General features: G+C 72.5%; 15 protein-coding genes. 6 read left to right on the top strand and 9 right to left on the bottom strand.

Translation table 11 applies throughout. The annotated features are described in order from the left end of the window. Positions 1-52: 52 nt before the first annotated feature. Positions 53-538, bottom strand: coding sequence for a hypothetical protein (locus ACFWWU_RS19510; protein ID WP_384146882.1), 486 nt, complete (start codon positions 536-538; stop codon positions 53-55). Between the two features lie 125 nt (positions 539-663). On the opposite strand from ACFWWU_RS19510, the gene sph reads away from it, so the two are divergent. Then, positions 664-1698: a sphingomyelin phosphodiesterase gene (gene sph, locus ACFWWU_RS19505; RefSeq protein ID WP_384146879.1), complete on the top strand. Its 1035-nt coding sequence runs from the start codon at positions 664-666 to the stop codon at positions 1696-1698. Between the two features lie 30 nt (positions 1699-1728). Here sph and ACFWWU_RS19500 read toward each other — a convergent pair whose 3' ends face one another. Next, complete coding sequence (locus ACFWWU_RS19500; RefSeq protein WP_384146876.1) at positions 1729-2238, bottom strand: hypothetical protein; 510 nt, start codon at positions 2236-2238, stop codon at positions 1729-1731. A gap of 222 nt (positions 2239-2460) precedes the next feature. Between ACFWWU_RS19500 and ACFWWU_RS19495 the strand changes: the two genes are divergently transcribed. Then, on the top strand, positions 2461-3189 hold the full coding sequence (locus tag ACFWWU_RS19495) for a MerR family transcriptional regulator (protein WP_384146873.1): 729 nt from the start codon (positions 2461-2463) through the stop codon (positions 3187-3189). Here ACFWWU_RS19495 and ACFWWU_RS19490 read toward each other — a convergent pair. The 4 genes from ACFWWU_RS19490 to ACFWWU_RS19475 are packed head-to-tail and all read right to left on the bottom strand — an operon-like array spanning position 3176 to position 8958. After that, positions 3176-5350 (bottom strand): 3-hydroxyacyl-CoA dehydrogenase NAD-binding domain-containing protein, encoded by a 2175-nt coding sequence (locus ACFWWU_RS19490; protein WP_384146870.1) that lies wholly within the window; start codon positions 5348-5350, stop codon positions 3176-3178. The genes ACFWWU_RS19495 and ACFWWU_RS19490 overlap by 14 nt on opposite strands. A 47-nt stretch (positions 5351-5397) precedes the next feature. After that, entirely contained in the window at positions 5398-6612 is a 1215-nt protein-coding gene (locus ACFWWU_RS19485) for an acetyl-CoA C-acetyltransferase (RefSeq protein WP_384146867.1), read from the bottom strand. A gap of 46 nt (positions 6613-6658) precedes the next feature. Beyond that, the gene (locus ACFWWU_RS19480; RefSeq protein ID WP_384146863.1) at positions 6659-7801 is read right to left on the bottom strand and encodes an acyl-CoA dehydrogenase family protein; all 1143 of its coding nucleotides are present in this window, start codon (positions 7799-7801) and stop codon (positions 6659-6661) included. Further along, positions 7798-8958: a CaiB/BaiF CoA transferase family protein gene (locus ACFWWU_RS19475; RefSeq protein WP_384146860.1), complete on the bottom strand. Its 1161-nt coding sequence runs from the start codon at positions 8956-8958 to the stop codon at positions 7798-7800. The genes ACFWWU_RS19480 and ACFWWU_RS19475 overlap by 4 nt, the downstream gene beginning before the upstream one ends. A 183-nt stretch (positions 8959-9141) precedes the next feature. Here ACFWWU_RS19475 and ACFWWU_RS19470 point away from each other — a divergent pair, with 183 nt between their 5' ends. Beyond that, positions 9142-10449, top strand: coding sequence for a saccharopine dehydrogenase family protein (locus ACFWWU_RS19470; protein ID WP_384146857.1), 1308 nt, complete (start codon positions 9142-9144; stop codon positions 10447-10449). Positions 10450-10507: 58 nt separating this feature from the next. Here ACFWWU_RS19470 and ACFWWU_RS19465 read toward each other — a convergent pair whose 3' ends face one another. Together ACFWWU_RS19465 and ACFWWU_RS19460 are read right to left on the bottom strand one after the other, a co-directional pair. Then, entirely contained in the window at positions 10508-10879 is a 372-nt protein-coding gene (locus ACFWWU_RS19465) for a VOC family protein (RefSeq protein WP_384146854.1), read from the bottom strand. Between the two features lie 126 nt (positions 10880-11005). After that, positions 11006-11701, bottom strand: a complete 696-nt coding sequence (locus ACFWWU_RS19460) for an endonuclease V (RefSeq protein WP_384146851.1) — start codon at positions 11699-11701, stop codon at positions 11006-11008. A gap of 82 nt (positions 11702-11783) precedes the next feature. Between ACFWWU_RS19460 and ACFWWU_RS19455 the strand changes: the two genes are divergently transcribed. Beyond that, the gene (locus ACFWWU_RS19455) at positions 11784-12083 is read left to right on the top strand and encodes a YciI family protein (protein ID WP_317600813.1); all 300 of its coding nucleotides are present in this window, start codon (positions 11784-11786) and stop codon (positions 12081-12083) included. Positions 12084-12096: 13 nt separating this feature from the next. Here ACFWWU_RS19455 and ACFWWU_RS19450 read toward each other — a convergent pair whose 3' ends face one another. After that, on the bottom strand, positions 12097-13179 hold the full coding sequence (locus ACFWWU_RS19450) for a WD40/YVTN/BNR-like repeat-containing protein (RefSeq protein WP_384146847.1): 1083 nt from the start codon (positions 13177-13179) through the stop codon (positions 12097-12099). Between the two features lie 87 nt (positions 13180-13266). Between ACFWWU_RS19450 and ACFWWU_RS19445 the strand changes: the two genes are divergently transcribed. Next, positions 13267-13743, top strand: a complete 477-nt coding sequence (locus ACFWWU_RS19445) for a (4Fe-4S)-binding protein (RefSeq protein ID WP_384146844.1) — start codon at positions 13267-13269, stop codon at positions 13741-13743. A gap of 141 nt (positions 13744-13884) precedes the next feature. Continuing rightward, the gene (locus ACFWWU_RS19440) at positions 13885-14301 is read left to right on the top strand and encodes an SsgA family sporulation/cell division regulator (protein WP_384146841.1); all 417 of its coding nucleotides are present in this window, start codon (positions 13885-13887) and stop codon (positions 14299-14301) included. The last annotated feature ends 183 nt before the right edge of the window (positions 14302-14484 follow it).

Below are 14484 nucleotides of genomic sequence, written 5' to 3'. Positions count from 1 at the left end.
TCACCCGGGCGTTCTGCTGCCCGGGGACGGCCCCCTCATGGAGAACCAAGGGTCAGGAGCGGTCGGCCCCGACCGGCTCCCCGACGATACGGGCGGCGAGGGCGTGGGCCCAGGCGTCGACGTCCGCGGTGAGCTCGCGCTCGGCGGCGGCACGCTCGGCGGCGATCTTCTCGGCACCGGCGGCGAGGATGGCCTCACGCTCGGCGTTGCCCTCGGCACGGGCGGCGGCGATGGCGGCCGAGCCCTCCTCGGTGGCCTTGGAGCGGATGCGCGCGGCCTCGTGGCGGGCCTCGGCGAGCTCCGCCTCGTACTGCTCGCGGATCTGCGTGGCCTCGGAGCGCAGGTCGTCGGCGCGCTCGGTGCCGCCGTCGATGGCGTCCTCACGCTCGTCGAGGGTGCGGCGGATCTTCGGGAGGATCCCCTTCGCCAGGATGAGGAAGGTGAGTGCAAACAACACCACGCCGAGGATGAGCTCGGCCCAGACGGGGTTGAGCGGACCGAGGTCCATCTTGAAGACTTGGGAGTTCGCGAGGGTCATGCGCGCATTCTACCTGGTTCAAATAAGGACAATTCAGACACCGGGACGAGAGTTGGCGCGGTTGTGCGAGTTCGGCAAGATTCCCGGCATCCAAAGGCTACCGGAAGGTAACCACGGCTGATTGTATGTGCGGCGCCAGGCCAACCCCCCACGCCTCCTTGGGAGTTCCCTTGTCCTTCGCCGCGCTCCGCCGCGCCCCCGGCGCCGCCCTTTCCCTCGCGCTCGCCGCCGCCACCCTGGCGGCGACCGCCCCGGCCGCCGGCGCCGCCGGCGCCGCGACCGCCGAGGCCCCGCGCCTGAAGGTGCTCACGTACAACGCGTTCCTCTTCTCCAAGACCCTGTACCCGAACTGGGGCCAGGACCACCGGGCCAAGGCTATCCCCGCCGCCTCCTTCTTCCGGGGGCAGGACGTCGTCGTGATCCAGGAGGCCTTCGACAACTCCTCCTCCGACGCGCTCAAGGCGAACGCCGCCGCGCAGTACCCGCACCAGACCCCGGTCATGGGCCGCAGCAAGACGGGCTGGGACGCCACCGGTGGGGCCTACTCCGCGACCACGCCCGAGGACGGCGGGGTGACGATCTTCAGCAAGTGGCCGATCGTCCGCAAGGAGCAGTACGTCTACAAGGACGCCTGCGGCGCCGACTGGTACTCGAACAAGGGCTTCGTCTACACCGTCCTGGACGTGAACGGAAGCCGGGTCCACGTCGTCGGCACCCACGCCCAGTCCACCGACCCGGGCTGCTCGGCGGGCGAGGCGGCGCAGATGCGCAGCCGCCAGTTCAAGGCGATGGACGCCTTCCTGGACGCCAAGAACATCCCGGCGAACGAGCAGGTCATCGTCGCCGGCGACATGAACGTCGACTCGCACACGTCCGAGTACGGCACGATGCTCGCCGACGCGGGCCTGGCGGGGGCCGACTCGCGCACCGGCCACCCGTACTCCTTCGACACCGAGCTGAACTCGATCGCCTCCGAGCGCTACCCGGACGACCCGCGCGAGGACCTCGACTACGTCCTGTACCGGGCCGGGAACGCCCGCCCCGCCGGCTGGACCAACCACGTGGTCCTGGAGAAGAGCGCCCCGTGGACGGTCTCCAGCTGGGGCACGCAGTACACGTACACCAACCTCTCCGACCACTACCCCGTCACCGGCTTCTGACCGACCGGTCCGCGAGCCGGTGACCGGTGTCTAGTACCCGGGCCGGCCGAAGACGCCGTACAGCCAGACGCCGAGGACCCCGGCGACGCAGAGCAGGACGAACCAGGAGCCGAGGCTCGTGTGCCGCGACGTGCGGGGTCCGCCGGGGCGGGCGGCACGCGCCGCTCGCTCCGGCTTCGCCCGCTTCACGGGCTTGCCCGCCTTCCCCTCCGCCCGTCCCGCGCGGGACGGCCCCTGGGCCGTGTCGGCGCCGGCGGCGACATCGGCGAGCAGCCGCCGGCAGATCGTCGCCAGCTCCGCCGTCCCGGCCGTCAGGTCGACGACTATCTCGCTCCGGGCCGGGGCGGTGGTCCCCCCGTCGAGGATCCGCCCGGCGCGCAGCAGCGCCCGGTCCTTGCCCCCGGTCGGGGCGAGGCTGATCCAGCGGCGCACGTGCTCGCCCCGGATGACCACACCACCGCCCCGCTCCCGGTAGACGGTGTGCTCCCGCCACAGGATTCCGGCCAACTCGTCAGCCGTCTCCCTGAGTTGCGCGTACATCTGACTCCCCTGTTGCCGTTCCCCCGATTCGAACAGCCGCCGACTCTAGCTCCCGCCACCCACAGCGCCCGCCATGCCCCGCCCCCGTGCCCCTTACGCGCCGAAGTCGTACACGCTGACCGGTATCCCCCGGTCCGATCGTTCCTGTCGATCACGCTACGGGCAGCCACTGACAGTGTGCGTGGTCTTTTACACCGGTGGTGAGACAGCAATACTGTCCAAGTGAGCGACGAGGAACACGAGCCGAGCTATACGGTCGACGAGCTGGCCGCGCGGGCCGGGGTCACGGTGCGGACCGTGCGGTTCTACGGGACGCGGGGGCTGCTGCCGCCGCCCGTCATCGGGGCCCGGCGGGTCGGTCACTACGGGCCCGGGCACCTGGCGCGGCTCGCGCTCATCGAGGAGCTCCAGCGGCAGGGCATGACCCTGGCCGCGATCGAGCGGTACCTGGAGCAGCTGCCGGCCGATCTCAGCGAGCAGGACCTGGCCATCCACCGGGCCCTCGTGGCCTCCTGGGCGCCCGAGTCCGCCGACGAGATCACCCCGCGCGAGCTGGAGCGGCGTGCCGGGCGGCCGCTCGCCGAGCGGGACGTGGAGCGGCTCGCCGCGATGGGGGTGCTGGAGCGGATCCCTGGGAGTGACGCCTTCCGGCTCGACGGGGCGCTGCTGCGGCTGGGGGTCGAGCTCCTCGACGTGCCGATCGAGCACGAGACGATCCTCGCCTCCCGGACGGTCCTCGTGGAGCACGCGCGCGCCGCCGCCCAGGAGCTCTCCCGGCTCTTCCGGGACGAGGTGTGGAACCCGTACCGGGAGAGCGCCGAGGACCCGGACCACCTGAACGCCATGCGGTCGCTCTCGGCCCATATGCAGCCGATGGTGGTCCAGGCCCTGGTCACGGCCTTCCAGCGCTCGCTCCGCGAGGAGCTGCGCGCCGCGTTCAGGAGTCGGTGAAGACCTCGCCGCGCTCGGCCTTCTCGACGAGGAGCGCCGGGGGCTCGAAGCGCTCGCCGTACGTCTCCGCCAGCTCGCGCGCGCGGGCCGCGAAGCCGGCGACACCACCCTCGTAGCCGTTGATGTACTGGAGCACGCCGCCGGTCCAGGCCGGGAAGCCGATGCCCATGATGGAGCCGATGTTGGCGTCGGCGACGGAGGTCAGGACGCCCTCCTCCAGGAGCCGGACGGTGTCAAGGGCTTCGGAGAACAGCATCCGCTCCTGCATGTCGCGGAAGGGGATCTCGTATCCGGGCTTCGTGAAGTGCTCGCGCAGGCCGGGCCAGAGCTTGCCGCGCTTGCCGTCCTCCGCGTACGCGTAGAAGCCCGCGCCGCCGCTGCGGCCGGGGCGGCCGAACTCGTCGACCATGCGGTCGATCACGGCCTCGCCGGGGTGGGTGGCCCACTCCCCGCCGGCCTCCTCGATCGCGCGCCGGGTCTCGTTCCGGATCTTGCGGGGCAGCGTCAGGGTCAGCTCGTCCATGAGGGAGAGGACCTTCGCCGGGTAGCCGGCCTGGGCGGCCGCCTGCTCGATCGAGGCGGGCTCGATGCCCTCGCCGACCATGGCCACGCCCTCATTGATGAAGTGGCCGATCACGCGGGAGGTGAAGAAGCCGCGGGAGTCGTTGACGACGATCGGCGTCTTGTTGATCTGCCGGACCAGGTCGAAGGCGCGGGCGAGGGCCTCGTCGCCGGTCCGCTCGCCCTTGATGATCTCGACGAGCGGCATCTTGTCGACGGGCGAGAAGAAGTGCAGGCCGATGAAGTCGGCCTGGCGCTCGACGCCCTCGGCGAGGACGGAGATCGGCAGGGTCGAGGTGTTGGAGCAGAGCAGCGCGTCGGGGGCGACGAGGCCCTGGATCTCCTGGAAGACCTTGTGCTTGAGGGACGTGTCCTCGAAGACCGCCTCGATCACGGCGTCGCAGCCGGCCAGGGCCTGGACGTCGGAGGTCGCGGTGATGCGGGCGAGGAGCGCGTCGGCCTTCTCCTGCGTGGTGCGGCCCCGGGTGACGGCCTTGGCGCAGAGCTTCTCGGAGTAGGCCTTGCCCTTGGCGGCGGACTCGGCGGAGACGTCCTTGAGGACGACTTCGATGCCGGCGCGGGCGCAGGAGTACGCGATGCCGGCGCCCATCATGCCGGCGCCGAGGACGGCGACCTTGCGGACCGGGCGCGGTGCGATGCCCTTCGGCCGGCTGGCACCGGAGTTGACGGCCTGGAGGTCGAAGAAGAACGCCTGGATCATGTTCTTCGCGGTCTGCCCGATGACCAGTTCGGTGAAGTACCGGCTCTCGATCGTGCTCGCGGTCTCGAAGTCGACCTGGGAGCCCTCGACGGCGGCGGCCATGATGGCGCGGGGCGCCGGGTAGGGCGCGCCGTTCAGCTGCTTGCGCAGGTTGGCGGGGAAGGCCGGCAGGTTGGCGGCGAACTTCGGGTTCGACGGGGTGCCGCCGGGGATCCGGTGGCCGGGGACGTCCCAGGGCTGGCGGGACTCGGGGTGCGCGTCGATGAAGCCGATGGCCTTGGCCATCATCTCCTCGGGGGTGGCGGCCACCTCGTGGACGAGGCCGTTGTCGAGGGCGCGCTTCGGCGTGTACTGGGTGCCCTGGAGCAGCACCTTGAGCAGGGCGTCGGTGATGCCCATGAGCCGTACGGTACGGGCGATGCCGCCGCCGCCCGGCAGCAGGCCGAGGGTGACCTCGGGCAGGCCGATCTTGGAGCCGGGGGCGTCGAGGGCGACGCGGTGGTGGGAGGCGAGGGCGATCTCGTAGCCGCCACCGAGTGCCGCGCCGTTGATCGCGGCGACGACGGGCTTGCCGAGGGTCTCGATGCGGCGCAGCGCGTTCTTGATCTCAAGGGCGGCGTCGAAGATGTCCCGGGCGTGCTCGGGGCCCGCCTGGACCATGTCCTTGAGGTCGCCGCCGGCGAAGAAGGTCTTCTTCGCGGAGGTGTAGATGATGCCCCGGATGGTGTCCTGCTCGGCCTCCACGCGGTCGGCGATCGCGGTGATCGAGGCCCGGAAGGCCTGGTTCATGGTGTTGGCGGACTGGTTCGGGTCGTCGAGGACGAGGGTGACGATCCCGGTCGCGTCCTGCTCCCAGCGGATGGTGGTGCTCTCGCTCATGTCTCTGCTTCTCCGTGGATCCGTGAAGAGGGGTTCGGACGGGACCGTCAGACGCGCTCGACGATGGTGGCGATGCCCATGCCGCCGCCGACGCAGAGCGTGGCGAGGCCGTAGCGCTTGTCCTGGCGCTCCAGCTCGTCGACGAGGGTGCCGAGGATCATCGCGCCGGTGGCGCCGAGCGGGTGGCCGAGCGCGATGGCGCCGCCGTTGACGTTGACCTTGTCCAGGGAGACGCCCATGTCCTTGACGAAGCGGAGGACGACGGCCGCGAAGGCCTCGTTGATCTCGATGAGGTCGATGTCGTCGATGGTGAGACCGGCCTTGGCGAGGGCCTTGCGGGCGGCCGGTGCGGGGCCGGTGAGCATGATGGTCGGCTCGGAGCCGGAGACGGCGGCCGCGACGATCCGGGCGCGCGGGGTCAGTCCGTACCGTTCGCCGACCTCCTTCGAGCCGATGGCGACGAGGGAGGCGCCGTCGACGATGCCGGAGGAGTTGCCCGCGTGGTGGACGTGGTCGATCTCCTCGACCCAGTGGTACTTCTGCAGGGCCACGGCGTCGAAGCCGCCCAGTTCGCCGATGTCGGCGAAGGAGGGCTTGAGGCGGGCGAGCGAGTCGGCGGTGGTGCCGGGACGCATGTGCTCGTCGTGGTCGAGGACGACGAGGCCGCCCCGGTCCACGACGGGGACGACGGAGCGGGCGAAGCGCCCGTCCTTCCAGGCCTCGGCGGCCCGCTCCTGGGAGAGCTCGGCGTACTCGTCGACGTCGCGGCGGGTGAAGCCCTCGATGGTGGCGATGAGGTCGGCACCGATGCCCTGCGGGACGAAGTTGGTCTCCAGGTTGGTCATCGGGTCGGCGAACCATGCGCCGCCGTCGGAGGCCATCGGCACGCGGGACATGGACTCGACGCCGCCGGCGAGGACGAGGTCCTCCCAGCCGGAGCGCACCTTCATCGCGGCCATGTTGACCGCTTCGAGGCCGGAGGCACAGAAGCGGTTCTCCTGGACGCCGGCGACGGTGTCGGGGAGTCCGGCGGCGATGGCGGCGATCCGGGCGATGTCGGAGCCCTGGTCGCCGACGGGGCCGACGACGCCGAGGACGATGTCGTCGATGGCGGCCGGGTCCAGTCCCGGCTGGCGGGCCTGGATCTCCCGGATGAGGCCGACGACCAGGTCGATGGGCTTGGTGCCGTGCAGGGAGCCGTTGGCCTTGCCGCGTCCGCGCGGGGTGCGGATCGCGTCGTACACGTACGCTTCGGTGCTCACGTAAAGCCTTTCGCGATGAGGGTGGGAGAAGACGGGCGGCAGGAGGTCAGCCGAGGAGGGACCGGCCGATGATCTCCTTCATGATCTCGGTGGTGCCGCCGTAGATGGTCTGGATCCGGCCGTCGGTGTAGGCGCGGGCGACCGGGAATTCGCTCATGTAGCCGTATCCGCCGTGCAGTTGCAGACAGCGGTCGGCGACGCGCTTCTGGAGTTCGGTCGCCCACCACTTGGCCATGGAGGCGTGGACGGCGTCGAGTCCGCCCTCCGTGTGCTCGGCGATGCAGCGGTCGACGAAGGTCCGGGTGACGGCGCACTCGGTGGCCATCTCGGCGATCTCGAAGCGGACGTGCTGGAGCTTGGCGAGCGGGCGGCCGAAGGCCTCGCGCTCCTTGACGTACCTGCTGGTGATCTCCAGGAGGTACTCGGCCCCGGCGATGCCGGCGACGGCGATGGCCAGGCGCTCCTGGGCGAGGTTGGTCATCAGGTGCAGGAAGGCGCCGTTGAGTTCGCCGAGGAGGTTCTCCTTGGGGACGCGGACGTCGTGGAAGAAGAGCTCGGCGGTGTCCTGGGACTTCTGGCCGATCTTGTCGAGGTTCCGGCCGCGCTCGAAGCCCGCGGCGCCGCGCTCGACCACGAGGAGGGAGAGGCCGTGCGCGCCGCCCTCCGGGGTGGTGCGGGCGACGACGATCACGAGGTCGGCGAGGATGCCGTTGGAGATGAAGGTCTTGGAGCCGTTGAGGATCCAGTGGTCGCCGTGGTCCTCGGCCGTCGTACGGATGCCCTGGAGGTCGGAGCCCGCGCCGGGTTCCGTCATGGCGATGGCGGTGACGGTCTCGCCGGAGCAGAAGCCGGGCAGCCAGCGCCGCTTCTGCTCGTCGGTGGCCAGCGAGGTGAGGTACGGGCCGATGATGTCGTTGTGCAGGCCGATGGCGAGTCCGGGGGCGCCGGCCCGGGTGAACTCCTCGGCGAGGACGGCTCCGTAGCGGAAGTCGGGGTTGCCCCCGCCGCCGTACTCCTCGTCGACGGCGAGCCCGAGCAGCCCCTGCCGGCCGGCGGCCCGCCAGGCCTCGCGGGCGACGATGCCGTCCCGCTCCCACTGCTCGTAGTAGGGGAGCACCTCCTTGGCCAGGAAGGTGCGGACGGTCGCCCGGAAGGCCTCGTGGTCGGCGGTGTAGAGCTGGCGCTTCATGCTTCGGTCTCCTGGATCTCCGGGGTCTTCAGGGCGGGGACGGCCCAGTCGCGGGCGACGGCGGCGGTGTCGGCACCGGGCAGGGCGGGGCCCGAGCGGAGGGTGCCGGGGGTGACGGAGAAGCGGGGTGCGGGGGCGGGCTGGGTGAGGCCGGCGTGCTCGGCGAAGGTGGCGCGGGCCACGAGGTGCGGGTGAGCCGGGGCCTCACGCAAGGAGAGGACAGGAGCGACGCAAGCGTCGGTGCCTTCGAAGACGGACCTCCACTCCTCGCGGGTACGGCTCCGGAAGCGGTCGGCGACGGCCGCGCGGAGTTCGGGCCAGCGGGCGAGGTCGCCGCGCAGGGCTGTGGCCTCCTCGACGCCGATGCCGAGGAGGCGGACGAACTCCGAGTAGAACTGTCCTTCCAGGGCGCCGACCGCCATGTGTCCGCCGTCGGCGGTCGCGTAGACGCCGTAGAAGGGACAGCCGCCGTCGAGGAGGTTGACGCCCCTGCGGTCCTGCCAGCCGCCGGCCGCGAGCATGCCGTGGATCATGGTCGTGAGGTGGGCGGTGCCGTCGACGATGGCGGCGTCGACGACCTGGCCCTCGCCGTGCGCCCGCGCGTGCTGGAGGGCGGCGAGGACGCCGATGACGAGGTAGAGGGAGCCGCCCGCGTAGTCGCCGACGAGGTTGGCGGGGACGGTGGGCGGCCCGTCCGGGTCGGGGCCGATCATGCCGAGGGCGCCGGTGATCGCGATGTAGCCGATGTCGTGGCCCGCGGTCGTGGAGAGGGGTCCGTCCTGACCCCAGCCGGTCATCCGGCCGTAGACGAGCCGGGGGTTGCGGGCGAGGCAGGGCTCGGGGCCGACGCCGAGGCGTTCGGCGACGCCGGGGCGGTAGCCCTCGATCAGGACGTCGGCGCGCGCGACGAGGTCGAGCACGGTGGCGGGGCCGTCCTCGGCCTTGAGGTCGACGAGGACGGAGCGCTTGTTGCGGTTGGTGAGGTCGCGGGCCGGGTCGATGCCGAGGCCGGCGCCGCCGGGACGGTCGACGCGGACGACGTCCGCGCCGAGGTCGGCCAGGAGCATGGCGGCGAAGGGGCCGGGGCCGATGCCGGCCAGTTCGACCACGCGCACCCCGGCGAGCGGGCCGTTCCGGGCGGTGTGCGTCGTGCTCATCGAGCCCCCAGGAATGTGTGTGACACCAATGATGTAACACCGGAGATGCTAGGAACGTGTTCCACTCGGCACAAGCCCCCCGGCCGAGCAAGCGCTTGGAAATCGCCTCGGTGCGGAGTTCCGCTATTCTCCGCCGACGACAACCGCGCGCGGCGGCGCGGTACGGCCGAAATGAGGGGCTGGATGGAGACAGGGGCGGGGACCGGACGCGGGGCCGGAGCGGGAGCGGAGGACGCGGCGGGCGACGCGCGATCCGAAGACGCGGCGGGCGGCGTGCGACCCGAGGACGCGGCGGGCGACGCGCGACCCGAGGACGGCACCCGGCGGCCGTACGACGTCGTGCTCTTCGGGGCGACCGGTTTCGTGGGCGGGCTCACCGCGGAGTACCTGGCCGAGCACGCCCCCGCGGAGTGCCGCTGGGCGCTCGCGGGGCGCAACCGCGCCGGCCTCGCGGCCCTGCGCGAGCGGCTCGCCGCCCGGTGGCCGCACTGCGCGGAGCTGCCGCTGGTCGTCGCCGACGCCGACGATCCGGACTCGCTGCGCGCGCTCGCCGAGTCCGCGCGGGTCGTGGCGACCACCGTCGGCCCGTACGTCTGGTACGGGGAGGGCCTGGTCGCCGCCTGCGCGGAGGCCGGGACGGACTGTGTGGACCTCACCGGCGAGGCCGAGTTCGTGGACCTGATGTACGTACGGCACGACGCGCGCGCCCGCGAGACCGGGGCCCGGATCGTGCACGCCTGCGGCTTCGACTCCGTCCCGCACGACCTGGGCGCGCACTTCACCGTGCGGCAGCTCCCGGAGGGCGTACCGCTCCGCGTCGACGGCTTCGTGCGGGTCGGGGCCACCTTCTCCGGCGGCACCTTCGCCTCGGCGCTGACCGCGCTCGGCCGGGGCCGGCAGGTCCTGGCGGCGGCCCGTGAACGGCGCCTGCACGCACCGAGGCTGGTGGGGCGGCGGGCCCGCGCGCCGCTGGGCAGCCCCCGGTTCAGCCGGGAGACGGGCACCTGGGCCCTGCCGCTGCCGACGCTCGACCCGCAGGTGGTGGCCCGCTCGGCCGCCGCCCTCGACCGGTACGGGCCGGACTTCCGCTACCGCCACTACGCCTCCGTGAAGACGCTCCCGATGGCCCTGGGCGGCACGGCGGCCGTCGGCGCCGGCGCGGCGGCGGCTCAACTCCCTTCGGTGCGGCGTTGGCTGATGGAGCGTTACCAGCCGGGCCAGGGCCCGTCGGCGGAACGGCGTGCCCGTAGCTGGTTCTCGGTGCGGTTCGTCGGCGAGGGCGGTGGGCGCCGGGTGTTCACCGAGGTGTCGGGCGGCGACCCGGGGTACGACGAGACGGCCAAGATGCTCGCCGAGTCGGCGCTCTGCCTGGCCTTCGACGCGCTGCCGAAGACGGCGGGCCAGGTGACGACGGCGGTCGCGATGGGCGACGCGCTGATCGAGCGGCTCCGCGCGGCGGGCATCGCCTTCCGGGTGGCGCACCGAGGCTGATATACGCGGCGCGTCGGCTCGGGCCGGGCCCGACGGATCGGAGCAGGCGGGCCCGGCCTCAGAACCGTACGAGGCGGAAGGGGTGTCCGGCCGGGTCGGCGTAGACGCGCCAGGCCGGGTCGCCGCCCCCGCCGTCGAGCGGTGTGGCCCCGAGTTGGAGGACGGCCTCGTCCGCGGCGGCCAGGTCGTCGACCCGTACGTCGAGGTGGAACTGCTGCTCGGGGGCGCCCCAGACGGGCGGCCGGTGGTCGGCCACGTCCTGGAAGGCGAGGACCGGGCCGGCGGCACCGCGCAGGATGGCGGATCCCTCGCCGACGGCCAACCGGGGGTCGGGGCTCTCGACCTCGCCGCCGATCAACCGCTGGTAGAACAGGGCGAGTTCTTTCGCGTCGGGGCAGTCGAGGACGACGCAGCGCAGCCGCCCGATCATGCCAGGACCCAGTCGGCGACGACGTACGGCATGCCGTGCTCCGTGGAACGAGGCGGAACGGAAAGGGGTGTTGTCATGGAGACCACTGTGCCGGGCGGGAAAGCGGTGCGGTATCCGTACAGGTACTCAGGTAGCCGCGAGTGCTTCCTTGAGTGCCTTGCGGCAGAGGGAGTCGGCGTGGCGCGTGGTCTCGGGGATGCGGTAGCGCGGGGCGAGGTGGAGCGTGTGGGCGCAAGCGTGGTCGAGGTCGACCCGGTGGCCGACGGAGACGAAGACGGGCTTCACCCCGGCCTGGGTCCGCAGGGCCCGCCCCACCTCCTCCCCTTCGGCGAGCAGGGAGCTGAACTCACCGCGTTCCGAACCGGGTTGCTCGTAGGTGAAGGTGAAGGGGTTCTTGGCGACGCCGATGGACGGCCGCCCGGTCAGCACCCCGAGATGGCTCGCGAGCCCGAAGCGGCGGGGATGGGCGAGGCCGTAGCCGTCGCAGACGAGCAGGCCGGGGTCCGCGGTCAGGGCGTCGACCGCGGCGAGCACGGTCGGGATCTCACGGAAGGCGAGGAGCCCGGGGACGTAGGGGAAGGAGACGCGGCCGACGGCCGTGGCCTCCTCGACCACGTCGAGGGTCCGGGCGTCGAGGACGACGGCCGCGGCGGCGACGAGATCGCGCTCGTCGTCGTAGGCCACGTCGAGCCCCGTGACGTGGCCCTCGCCGACGGCCGGCCCCGGCTCGTCGAGCACGATCCGCCCGCGCAGCTCCCGCTGGACGTCCCGTGCGGAGTCCTCGTCGGCGGGCCAGCCCGCCGGAATACCGATGATCGTCATAGTGCGAGCCACCCTACGACCCCGGTTCCGAGGACTGGAACGCCTCGTCGGCGTCCGCCGGGTGCCCGGTAGCCTGGCGATCATGTTCGTACTGGAATTGACCTACACCGCGCCCGTCGAGCGGGCGGACGCCCTGCTCGACGCGCACGTCGAGTGGCTGGACGCGCAGTACGCCGCCGGCGTGTTCCTCGCCTCGGGTCGGAAGAACCCGCGCGACGGCGGGGTGATCCTGGCCGCCGGGGTCGGCCGCGCGGAGATCGAGGCGATCGCGGCGGCCGACCCGTTCAGCGCCGAGGGCGTGTGCGCGTACCGGATCACGGAGTTCTACGCGACCAAGACGGTCGAGGGACTCGCCCCGTACCGGGAGCAGCTGCCCTCCTGAGCATCGCCATCGCTCAGTCGCGCCCGAGGCGGGCGATCCGGCCCTTCTCGCCGGAGGCCCAGCACGACCCGTCGTCCGTGCAGTCCACCGTGTCGTACGAGCCGGTGTCGATCGTGCGCCAGGTGCGGCCCGCGTCGGTCGTCAGGTCCGTGCCGGTCGGACCGACGGCGAGCGCGGCCGCCCTGCTGTGCGGGAGCCAGGCGACGCCGGAGCGGTAGGCCGGCGGCGGCGCGTCCGAGGCGTGCCAGGTACGGCCCCCGTCCCTGGTGACCGCGGCGGCCCGCGGGGACGGCTGGTCCTTGCGGTAGTCACCGCCGACGGCGATGCCGTGCGTACGGTCGCGGAAGGCGAGGCCGAAGACACCCCGGGCGGGGTCCCCGGCCGGGATCGGCGTGGCGGTCGCGGTCCAGGTCAGCCCGCGGTCGGCGGAGTGGAGCACGCGGGCCGTGGCGCCGCCGCCCGTCGCGAGCCACACGTCCCGGGGGCCGGAGGACACCAGGCACTGGCCGCTCGCCGCGAAGCCGGCCTCGCCGGGGAGCGCGTCCGGCATGCCGGCGGTCGGCAGCACCCGCCAGGTCCGGCCGCCGTCACCGGTGGAGAGGATGCGGTACTTCCCGTCGACGGGGTCGCTCATGGCGAGTCCGTGCCGCCGGTCGAAGAAGGTGACGCAGTCGTAGAAGGCGCGCGGGTCGGTGTTCCGGAAGGACTCGGTCCAGGTGGCGCCGCCGTCCTCGGTGCGCAGCAGGCGCGAGGCTTCGCCCTCCCCGATGGCGAGGACGACGGCCCGGCGGGCGTCGAAGGCCTCCACGTCGCGGAGTTCGAGCTCTCCCGCGCCGGGCGGCGAGACGTCCCGCCAGCTCCGGCCGCCGTCCGTGGTGCGCAGCACCGTGCCCTTGGAGCCCGCGGCCCAGGCGGTCCTGCGGTCGACCGCCGCGAGCCCGCGGAAGCGGGCGTCGGTGCCGGTCGGTGTCAGTTGCCAGCCGGCCGCGGCCGTGGGGGTCTCCCCGGCACGCGCCGGGGCCGCCAGGCTCAGCGCGAGCGCCGCCCCGATCAGCCCCACCGACATCATTCGTCTCGTCTTCCCCATGGACGTCATGGCGCCGGAAGCTAGCGCCCCCGGGTGGTTCCCGTCCAGGGTGCGTCCCGGGTGCGTCCCGCGCCGGGCGTTCCTAGGCTGGGGGGCATGAGCGACCGTCCGGGCGAGCGTGCGCCGACCGAAGAGATGCCGAAGCCCAAGGAGTACGAGGGCGAGGGCATCACCGTCACTTTCGAGCCACGATGCTGTCTGCACGCGGCCGAGTGCGTGCACGGCCTGCCCGAGGTCTTCGACCTGTCCCGGCGCCCGTGGGTGCTGCCCGACGCCGCCGAGCCCGGCCTGGTCGCCGAGGTGATCCGCCGCTGCCCCTCGGGGGCGCTCCAGTACCACCACCACCCGGCGGAGGCCGCGGTCGCCGAGCCCCCCGACTCCCCCACCACCGTGCGCCGCACCCCCTCCGGCCAGCTCGTTCTGCGCGGGGACCTGCTCGTGACCGGCCCGCACGGGGACCGGCATGAGACCCGGGTGGTGCTGTGCGGCTGCGGTGCCTCCGCGAACCAGCCGTACTGCGACCACTCCGGCCCCTGCGCCGAGCCGGACGACGACGTCGCCGATCGGCGCTGACCTCGAACGCGTCCGCCCGGTGACGCAGGTCACGTGGTCCCCGAGTGCACGTTCCGGCCGTGCCGCTCGTCTTGCATGGTGTGAGGTGCCCTGGTGTCGGGGAGACGCACAGGATCCGAAACCGCGCGAGAGGAGCCGGTCTTGTCCGCCGTCATCGAGCAATCCGTCCAGGCCCGTCTGGTCGCTTCCATGCCCCGGATGGAGACGGTCCCCGCCACCCTGCGGTATGACCGCGAGGACCCGTACGCCGTCAGCATGGCCTTCCCGCCACCGGCGACCCTGGAGGGCGTCGAGGTCTCCTGGGCCTTCGCCCGCGAGCTGCTCGTCCAGGGCGTCGAGCGCCCGGCGGGGGTCGGCGACGTCCGTCTGCGCCCGTACGGGTACGACCGCACGGTGGTCGAGTTCCACGCCCCGGAGGGGGTCGCGATGGTGCACGTCCGGACCTCGGAGCTGCGCCTCTTCCTGGAGCGCTCGGAGCACCTGGTGCCGGCCGGGCGCGAGCACCAGTACCTGAACTGGGACCAGGACCTCACGGAACTGCTGCGCGAGCACCCGTGAACCGAGCGCCGTAAACCCGAGCACCCTTGAACCGAGCGCCGTAGCCCGAGCACCCGGCGCCCGTAAATCGGTTGCCCCTGCCCGATCGAGGTCGTACGGTCGTACCTGACCTTGTCGTCACTTGATCGGAGAAGGACGTTGCTCGTCTGAGGTTGCGAGACACCGCGCCGCGCGTGCCCCCTG

It is taken from the genome of Streptomyces sp. NPDC058650 (genome assembly GCF_042717315.1).
Classification (GTDB): Bacteria; Actinomycetota; Actinomycetes; order Streptomycetales; family Streptomycetaceae; genus Streptomyces.
Note: the sequence above shows the minus strand (reverse complement) of the source record. Positions and strands in the feature narration are given on the sequence as shown.

Excerpts from the sequence above, each read along its gene's own strand:
- ACFWWU_RS19480 (WP_384146863.1), bottom strand. The coding sequence starts at position 7,801 with ATGAAGCGCCAGCTCTACACCGCCGACCACGAGGCCTTCCGGGCGACC.
- ACFWWU_RS19445 (WP_384146844.1), top strand. The coding sequence starts at position 13,267 with ATGAGCGACCGTCCGGGCGAGCGTGCGCCGACCGAAGAGATGCCGAAG.
- ACFWWU_RS19510 (WP_384146882.1), bottom strand. The coding sequence starts at position 538 with ATGACCCTCGCGAACTCCCAAGTCTTCAAGATGGACCTCGGTCCGCTC.
- ACFWWU_RS19470 (WP_384146857.1), top strand. The coding sequence starts at position 9,142 with ATGGAGACAGGGGCGGGGACCGGACGCGGGGCCGGAGCGGGAGCGGAG.
- ACFWWU_RS19450 (WP_384146847.1), bottom strand. The coding sequence starts at position 13,179 with ATGACGTCCATGGGGAAGACGAGACGAATGATGTCGGTGGGGCTGATC.
- ACFWWU_RS19475 (WP_384146860.1), bottom strand. The coding sequence starts at position 8,958 with ATGAGCACGACGCACACCGCCCGGAACGGCCCGCTCGCCGGGGTGCGC.
- sph (WP_384146879.1), top strand. The coding sequence starts at position 664 with ATGTGCGGCGCCAGGCCAACCCCCCACGCCTCCTTGGGAGTTCCCTTG.
- ACFWWU_RS19500 (WP_384146876.1), bottom strand. The coding sequence starts at position 2,238 with ATGTACGCGCAACTCAGGGAGACGGCTGACGAGTTGGCCGGAATCCTG.
- ACFWWU_RS19460 (WP_384146851.1), bottom strand. The coding sequence starts at position 11,701 with ATGACGATCATCGGTATTCCGGCGGGCTGGCCCGCCGACGAGGACTCC.
- ACFWWU_RS19465 (WP_384146854.1), bottom strand. The coding sequence starts at position 10,879 with ATGATCGGGCGGCTGCGCTGCGTCGTCCTCGACTGCCCCGACGCGAAA.
- ACFWWU_RS19455 (WP_317600813.1), top strand. The coding sequence starts at position 11,784 with ATGTTCGTACTGGAATTGACCTACACCGCGCCCGTCGAGCGGGCGGAC.
- ACFWWU_RS19490 (WP_384146870.1), bottom strand. The coding sequence starts at position 5,350 with ATGAGCGAGAGCACCACCATCCGCTGGGAGCAGGACGCGACCGGGATC.